The organism is Neobacillus fumarioli NBRC 102428 (assembly GCF_001591485.1).
Lineage (GTDB): Bacteria > Bacillota > Bacilli > Bacillales > Cytobacillaceae > Neobacillus > Neobacillus fumarioli.
Genome location: NZ_BCUZ01000133.1, coordinates 1 through 7,429, shown reverse-complemented (window position 1 = coordinate 7,429; position 7,429 = coordinate 1). Strand labels below are relative to the sequence as shown.

Annotated in this window: 9 protein-coding genes; all 9 read right to left on the bottom strand. The window is 42.5% G+C overall.

Going from position 1 to position 7,429, the window contains the following annotated elements; all coding sequences use genetic code 11:
- Nucleotides 1-169: 169 nt before the first annotated feature.
- On the bottom strand, nucleotides 170-511 hold the full coding sequence (locus BFU02S_RS13775; RefSeq protein WP_066371742.1) for a hypothetical protein: 342 nt from the start codon (nucleotides 509-511) through the stop codon (nucleotides 170-172).
- A 37-nt stretch (nucleotides 512-548) separates the two neighbouring features.
- Nucleotides 549-1,322 carry a hypothetical protein gene (locus BFU02S_RS17060; protein ID WP_169797610.1) on the bottom strand — a complete coding sequence of 258 codons (774 nt, stop codon included), beginning with the start codon at nucleotides 1,320-1,322 and terminating at the stop codon, nucleotides 549-551.
- An 837-nt stretch (nucleotides 1,323-2,159) separates the two neighbouring features.
- Nucleotides 2,160-3,506, bottom strand: coding sequence for a PTS ascorbate transporter subunit IIC (gene ulaA, locus BFU02S_RS13765; protein WP_066371737.1), 1,347 nt, complete (start codon nucleotides 3,504-3,506; stop codon nucleotides 2,160-2,162).
- Between the two features lie 3 nt (nucleotides 3,507-3,509).
- Complete coding sequence (locus tag BFU02S_RS13760; RefSeq protein WP_084361132.1) at nucleotides 3,510-3,788, bottom strand: PTS sugar transporter subunit IIB; 279 nt, start codon at nucleotides 3,786-3,788, stop codon at nucleotides 3,510-3,512.
- A 17-nt stretch (nucleotides 3,789-3,805) separates the two neighbouring features.
- Complete coding sequence (locus tag BFU02S_RS13755; protein ID WP_235842073.1) at nucleotides 3,806-4,261, bottom strand: PTS sugar transporter subunit IIA; 456 nt, start codon at nucleotides 4,259-4,261, stop codon at nucleotides 3,806-3,808.
- 170 nt (nucleotides 4,262-4,431) lie between these two features.
- Nucleotides 4,432-4,914, bottom strand: a complete 483-nt coding sequence (locus tag BFU02S_RS13750) for an ABC transporter substrate-binding protein (protein WP_235842074.1) — start codon at nucleotides 4,912-4,914, stop codon at nucleotides 4,432-4,434.
- Nucleotides 4,800-5,639 (bottom strand): PfkB family carbohydrate kinase, encoded by an 840-nt coding sequence (locus BFU02S_RS13745; RefSeq protein WP_066371732.1) that lies wholly within the window; start codon nucleotides 5,637-5,639, stop codon nucleotides 4,800-4,802. The genes BFU02S_RS13750 and BFU02S_RS13745 overlap by 115 nt, the downstream gene beginning before the upstream one ends.
- 45 nt (nucleotides 5,640-5,684) lie before the next feature.
- Nucleotides 5,685-6,422, bottom strand: a complete 738-nt coding sequence (locus BFU02S_RS13740) for a GntR family transcriptional regulator (RefSeq protein WP_157075947.1) — start codon at nucleotides 6,420-6,422, stop codon at nucleotides 5,685-5,687.
- Between the two features lie 285 nt (nucleotides 6,423-6,707).
- Nucleotides 6,708-7,340, bottom strand: coding sequence for an FMN-dependent NADH-azoreductase (locus tag BFU02S_RS13735; RefSeq protein WP_066371730.1), 633 nt, complete (start codon nucleotides 7,338-7,340; stop codon nucleotides 6,708-6,710).
- Nucleotides 7,341-7,429 lie beyond the last annotated feature (89 nt).

The following is a 7,429-nucleotide window of genomic DNA, read 5'->3' as shown; positions in this document are numbered from 1 at the left end:
ATTCTCCTAAAACTGGGGGAGTCAGGTGTTATGAATCCTTCTTATCAACCGAAGCTTACAAAACCGGGGCAATTCCGGCGTTACGAAGAGTTCTCATCCCCCCGAAGCCAAAAACAAAGCTCCAGGCAATATAAATCAGATCCTATCACTCAAAGCTAAGATATTGCTCCTATTTAACCTCCACAAAAACATATAACATCGCGTTATTAATCCGTTGTTTCTGCTTTTCCACCTCTGCATCTTGCACGACAATCGTCAACCTGGCCTGGTCATTTTCCTTTGTAAAGGTGGCTTCAGTTGCTGTCATTTGCTTCTCAGCGGAACTATAGTCTTTAAACCGGTCGAAGATTTCTTGTGTGTTAAAGCGGATCAGCTCACCGCCATTTTTCTCCGTTAAAATGATTTGATTCTGCTGATCATTGAACAAAGCATACGTTTCCCCCGCCTTCTTCATCTCGCAAATCGTTTCGGTTCCATGGCCGCCCGTATGAATCTCCGTCTGATTTGTCATTTTATTTGGGATTTACGCTGCTATTGCGGGGGTTTTGCTAAGCTTTTTGCCTGTACAAAAAAATGGGGTCATTGCCGGGATGCTGATTATGTTCGCCGCCGTTTCCATTGTGCCTCCAGTGGATACTTTCACCGTCAGCCGAATAAGCCAGACGAATATGCTTAAAAATGCCCTTGTGAAAAACCATATGCTGAAAAATAATAAAATCCAGCCAAATGCGTCGATTTCTGATAGGGATAAAAAAATGATAACGAATGCAGTTGAATACAATATTCGCCACATGAAGATAGCTCTTGCTGTCAACAGGAAAAATCAACATGTCGGCGGCAATAAGGATGATCCATACGCCTATGAAGATGATCACCGAGAAGAACAGGGAATGGAAAAAAGATTTAAAGGCAATCATAAAGTTCTTATTGAAACTGATGTTGCTTTTGATGGCAGGAACCCAGATGAAGGCAATAAAGAGGGCAAACAAAGAAACCGCCGTTCGAATTTGTGTTTCTATGCTCAATTCAGGAGCAGACATTATAATGAGATAATATCCAGCCGTCAGTAAAGCGGCTATACCCATTAACATAACACGAGCCAAAACCTTGGAGAAAAACCGTTCATAGATTGCCTGAAATACAGCACTAAGAAAGGCGCCAACGACAAAAGTTAAGAGCCATTTCGAATGATTCTGTCCAGTGTTGATGGCATAAGCATTCATCACAGCGGCAGCCACTAGAAACAGAGTCGTAAGCGGGAAGCGGAAGACAGCATTGGTAAATCCTTTTAGTTTACTATTAAACTTTTTCAAAAGACTCATCATTTTCCATCCTTTTTATTCAAAATGAAAGACTATTAAATAATAGTTGGAAAGGTAAGGAATTAGACCAAACGATTTTTAGTCCTGCTGGATTTGCCTAATATTGGAATAACATTTTTAGAAAAATAGTTATAAGATCGTCGAATCTAATACTGTCGAATTCTCTATTCGCTGCCATTTATCCTGCATAACTTTTCGTAAAATATTAAAAGTTCCATTAATAGCATTATAGATTTTAAACAATTCAATTGGCACGATCTAAGCTATACATATTTTAGGAGCATACTTCATTATATTTGAAACCCAGTTCCAGATTTTAGGCAGTGCACAACTTTTAAAGTTTGAAAAATGGCCTTCATCTGGTTAATGAAACCCAAATCTTTGGTTAGTGGTTTTGGGTTTTGGGCTTCATCAAGCCGATGAAGGACAAATCTCTGAGTGGGCTTAATAGGATTTGGGCTTCATCGCGCCTTTGAAGTACATATCCTTGTGTGGGATTAGTGGGTTTTGGCCTTCATCAGGGCGATGAAGAACAAATCTCTGGTGAGGGGTTTGAGTTTTGGGTTTCATCAAGTCGATGAAGGACAAATCCGTGGGCGGGTTCTTAGGGTTTTAAGCTTCACCAATCCGATGAAGGACAAATCTCTGGGGGGACTCAATGAGGTTTGGGCTTCATCGGTCCTATGAAGAACATGCCCTTGGGTGAACTCAGTGGCGTTTGGGCTTCATCAGGGTGATGAACCCCAAATCCTTGGATAGGCTCTCGGGTTCTGGGGTTCATCAAGAAAAAAGAGAAGTGCAACTCACACTTCCCCTCATTCCCACTTCAATAACTTCCTACCTATTCGTCTTCACCGACACCAAACTCGTAATCACCATAAAGATGCCGCACACCACGATCGTTAAAATATAGAAACCAGCGACCCCAAGCTTGGCTAAAGCTCCAGCCAAGATTCCGACCCAGCCAAAGTCCGTGTCGCCGAAAGTTGTATTGGACAAGCCGAGCGACCCGAGGAAGGATAACAGCAAAGCCGGAATCAATGTGATCAAAAATCCATTAATTAGCGCACCGATCACCGCACCGCGGCGTCCGCCAGTCGCATTGCCGAAGACGCCGGCCGTACCGCCGTCAAAGAAATGTGGCACCATACCGGGAATAATGAAAGCCAGACCGAGCGGCCCCATGAAAAACATCCCAATCAAACCGCCGATTAAACTTGAAATAAAGCCGACAATCACAGCAGTTGGTGCAAATGTAAAGGTTGTTGGGCAGTCCAGTGCCGGCAGTGCATTGGGCACAATTTTATTGGCAATGCCTTGGAAAGCAGGAACAAGTTCTGCAAGAATCATTCGAACACCCATGAGAACAACCGCAATGCCAGCACCAAAGGTAAGCGCCTGCATGACGACATAAACAATATAATTTGTCCGGCCTGCAAATGGCTTAAGCGCACTTGGTCCTGCGATAATAGCAAGAATCAAATACATAACCACCATCGTTAATGTTGTCATGATAAGGGAATCACGCAGAAATCCGAGATTCTTCGGTACTTTGATTTCTTCTGTTGTCCGACTGCTTTTCCCAACAACTTTTCCAACGAGAGCCGAAACGATATAACCTAATGTATTAAAATGCCCCAGAGCAAACGGTGCACCGCCGGTTACTTTCTTCATAAATGGATGAACAAGTGCCGGCATCATCGTGCTGACCGTGCCGAGGAAAATAGCGCCCAGGATCGCCTGGTGGACACCGCTTATTCCCGCACTGCCCAACACCACCGCTAAAACAGTTGCCATAAAGAATAAATGATGACCAGTTAAAAAGATAAACTTAGCGGGTGTGAAGCGGGCCAGAAGCAGATTAACGACAAAACCCAGTGCCATGATCATCGCGGTTTGCGCGCCAAAGCTTTTTTGGGCAATGGCTACAATCGCTTCATTTGTCGGCACCACTCCGTGAAGGTGGAACGCCGACTGCACCATGGCGCCGAGTGGGTTTAATGCACCAATGATAATTCGGGCACCAGCTCCGAGAATTAAAAAGCCGACAATCGTCTTAATGGTTCCGGTCACGATATCACTAATTGATTTCTTCAATGCCAGTAAACCGATCAGAGCTATGAAACCAACAAGTATTGCAGCATTGCTTAAAATTTCATCAACGATAAAATGCAATACAGCCATCGTTTACGCCCCCTTATTATTTAGCACCGGAATCAGCTTCTCCTTCATCTCTTGACGATCGACATAATTCTTTACAGTGACGATGGGGATATTCATCCCTAACAACAACTCGGAAAACTCTGCTGAAGTGACAATGAGGTCTGCCCTCTCCGACTTGGCGGAGCTGATATCCGATGTTGCAACACTTGCATCGATGCCGGTTTCCTTTAAAACCGCTTCAATCGTCATCCTCAGTACCATACTGCTGCCAAACCCCATCCCGCATACGGCTAAAATCCGCACAAAATCTCACCTCCCTTCTATGAATCTGCCAAACTTTGCAAAAGTGGCATCACCTCCTTTACGGATGATGCAGCCATGATTTTTTCTATTTTGTCTGCTTCCGAAAGAAGGGCGGCCAACTGGGATAAGGCTTGCAAATGGCTTTCATGGTCGACTGCAGCCAGCACGATCACGAGCCGGACCTGATGTTCTTCTTTTTCCGAAAAGCTCACAGGATGTTCAAGGCAGAGCATGCTCATGCTTAATTGATGAACCCCCTGGTCCGGCCGGGCATGGGCAATCGCGATATGCGGAACGATGACAATGTAAGGACCCAATTTCTTGACATTATGAATCATCGCCGCCACATATCCACCCGTAATACAATCTTGTTCCACTAAAGGTCTGGAAGCTGCAACAATCGCCTCTTCCCAATTGTCTGCTTGTGATTGAATTTGAATGGTTTTTTCCGTTAATAACTCATGCAGCATCATGATCGATTACTCCTTATAATAGTTTTTAAAAAATACAGGCACTTCTTTTATTCAATTGTATTTAAAAAGGAAAGCAATATTACAGCTAGGGCAATTGAAATATTTTAGAGGTTTTTTTGGGGATCATAGGTTCTGCTTAGCATGCTGCAAATCGAGATAGTGGGAGGAGACTAACCACCGTACGTACGTGGACGGCGGTTCCAGATTATGTCGAACGTTTCAATCCTTGGTTTCGTGTTCTTCAGGGCGGAAGTTTGCCGCGGACTTCCTTCAGATATGAAGGTCACCCCCACATATCCTTGTCTTAAACTACAGCTACCACTATCTTTTTGTTTCAAGGTTTTTAATTTTTGGGTAAATTCATCCCATGTCTTGGGCTCTTTCAGATGATATTTTTCAAAAATGGAGTTATTGTAAACAAAGAACTTGCCATTAAATCGAAGCGGGATGCCGTACTCTTTCCCGTCAGACTCAAATGGCTGAAGAGATGCCGGAATGAAGCTGTTCTTCCATGCCGAATCCCTATTTAAGTATGGAGTTAAATCCAAGGCTGCCCCCGCACGAACGAATTTCCGGGCAAATTCACCTGACCAAGAAAACATAATGTCCGGTACATCGGAGCCGCCGAGGATGACGCGGAGTTTGTCTTTAATGGGTTCATCGGCAACCGCATCCATCTTGATGACGATATTGGGGTGTTGCCGGCGCCCAATGTATCCATTGGTTTCACATCGTGCGGTTCTTGGCGATAAAAACTCCTGCCATCATAAACAATGGAACCGCGGGAACCCAATGTTCCTATGACCAGTTGGCTGCCAAAACTCGCAACACGTTTTAATAGATTCTCTGTCTCATCAACTGACAGATGCCCGCAGGATAATAAACTGACATCTACATACTTGCTGGTACGTTTTAACATTTCATCAGTGTAATCCGAGGAAAAATCGTAAGAAACAAGAATTCCTGTATCTTTCAATTTGGGCAATTCCGGCTCGATTCTGCTATAGATACTGGTATGAACCATTTCAAAGGTTTTGATATAGTCCAAGTCTTCTTTCGAGAGAACAATGGGGTGATCCTTTTGAACGCCGCCGCCATTTCCGCCAATGAAAACACGATCCCCATCCACTAAGTCAACTTCGGCATAACCATTTTCACCGTGATACTGCCGGCAACGGGAAATATCAGAATGCAAACTTTTCATCGTTTTGATAATATGTTCGGCCGCCCGATCATTGCCGAAAACACCAAGATGGGCGGATTCCACTCCCAGCTGCTTAGCGTAAACACTAAAGTTCAGGGCATTTCCACCCGGATACATCGTTTTTTTATACAAATATTTATCAACAACATTATCACCAACACCGATGACTCTCATGATTCATCCCCCTAATGGTATATACCATTTTGTTTAGAACTGAATTTATTGCAAATTCAGTTCCGAGTAAAATTTAACAATATCACTTCTTGTCAAAGATGTAGAGAATTCAATCTCCCGGTCATTCCGGTCAAAGGCTACGGCCTCCTGGAAGATGCATGGACTTTCTGTACGGATTTTGAGAAGTTTGCTATCTCCTTCTTCTGAGAAGGTCACCTGCATATGCTCCTTTGCTTTAACAAGGACGATTCCATATTCATTTTCCAATATTTGATAGAGTGATACATTGTCTTTGATGAAGTTTTCAATATTTGGAACAAGTTGATCTTGAAGAAAGGATTCTTCAATCGAAATGGGCAAATCATTCACTAAACGAAGACGTTTAATCACAACCATTTCCTCGCCGACCGGCAGCTTTAATTGATTGGCCAAAACCGGCTTGGCGTTAATTTTCCGAATGGACAGAACCTGAGTGCTGGGGGTCAACCCCTTATTCAGCATATTTCGTGTAAAACTATTAAAGGTGATAAAGTCCATTTGGATTTTGTTATTCTTCAGAAAGGTTCCGGCTCCTACCCGCCGTTCCACCACCCCTTCCCTTTCTAAAATGGACAGTGTATGTCTTGCAGTCATCCGGCTGATTCCAAATTGCTCGGCTAACTCCCGTTCTGACGGAAGCTTGTCCCCATGTTTCAATTTCCCAGTTTCGATATCATTGAGAATTTTCTCCTTTAATTGTTTATAAAAAGGAGTCGTGTCATCATCTTTTATCATTCTGGTCATCTAAAAATCTCCTATTTGGAAAAAAATTTATTAATTTCTATTTTATATGATCTTTTACTTACTTTCCAATGGTATATACCACTATAAAAATAGATGAACACTAGAATGATAGAGCGCTTACATATTTGAGTGAATCTTGATGCGGAATGGTGGAGGGATCTGTGAAGTAATGGATTAATTTAAAAATAGTCCATTTTTTCTTATTTGTCAATATTGTTTTCTGATTTTTTTAACTATTAAGAAAAGTAGTGTTACCAAGGTAACACTCCTTTTCTTAAACTTTCGTTACACTGTCATGGCCGATAAAGATTTTGCCACTTCTGCCACTCTCTCAAGGCCATTTGCAATGATGGTTTCAGCTTGATCTGGAGCCGCATTGTGGCCTTCGATGATGACTTCATCGATCAGTTCCATCCCAAATACGCCGCCAACTACGTTTTTGATATACGTAGCGGCCATTTCTAATGGAGCCGTTTCCGGTGTGGAGTAAATGCCGCCGCGGGCGCTGAGGACAACAAATTTCTTGTCCTTCATTAAGCCTACCAATTGGCCGTTTTCATCATATTTAAAGGTGAAGCCTGATGCATAGACATAGTCGATAAAGGTTTGTAATTTCGCCGGAATGGTTAAGTTCCATAACGGGAAGATAATGACAACGACATCTGCAGCTTTAAATGCATCCATTGCTTTTTGTTTTGCCGCTAAAATCCGCTGTTCTACATCTGGCAACTCTTCACCTGCTTGCATTTTTGCAAAAGCATTGAATAAATCTTGGCCAAAATAAGGCATATCTTCGGCAAACACATCATAGGTTTTGACATTTACCCCTTTTACCTTTTCCATAAAGGTTTCATACATTTTACTTGAGACAGCTTCTGAGGCTGGACGGTTATTGGCTTTTACAACTAAAATGTTCATCTATCATAAATCCCCTTTTCTTTTTTAATAATTATCTCGAATTAATAATATATGAAACTAGTATATTAGTCAAACGAAAATTATTGAAA

What these genes read in the sequence shown, in the direction of transcription:
- BFU02S_RS13755 (WP_235842073.1), bottom strand. Translation starts at nt 4,261, where the DNA reads ATGATGCTGCATGAGTTATTAACGGAAAAAACCATTCAAATTCAATCA.
- ulaA (WP_066371737.1), bottom strand. Translation starts at nt 3,506, where the DNA reads ATGGCTGTATTGCATTTTATCGTTGATGAAATTTTAAGCAATGCTGCA.
- BFU02S_RS13775 (WP_066371742.1), bottom strand. Translation starts at nt 511, where the DNA reads ATGACAAATCAGACGGAGATTCATACGGGCGGCCATGGAACCGAAACG.
- BFU02S_RS13745 (WP_066371732.1), bottom strand. Translation starts at nt 5,639, where the DNA reads ATGAGAGTCATCGGTGTTGGTGATAATGTTGTTGATAAATATTTGTAT.
- BFU02S_RS13735 (WP_066371730.1), bottom strand. Translation starts at nt 7,340, where the DNA reads ATGAACATTTTAGTTGTAAAAGCCAATAACCGTCCAGCCTCAGAAGCT.
- BFU02S_RS17060 (WP_169797610.1), bottom strand. Translation starts at nt 1,322, where the DNA reads ATGAGTCTTTTGAAAAAGTTTAATAGTAAACTAAAAGGATTTACCAAT.
- BFU02S_RS13740 (WP_157075947.1), bottom strand. Translation starts at nt 6,422, where the DNA reads ATGACCAGAATGATAAAAGATGATGACACGACTCCTTTTTATAAACAA.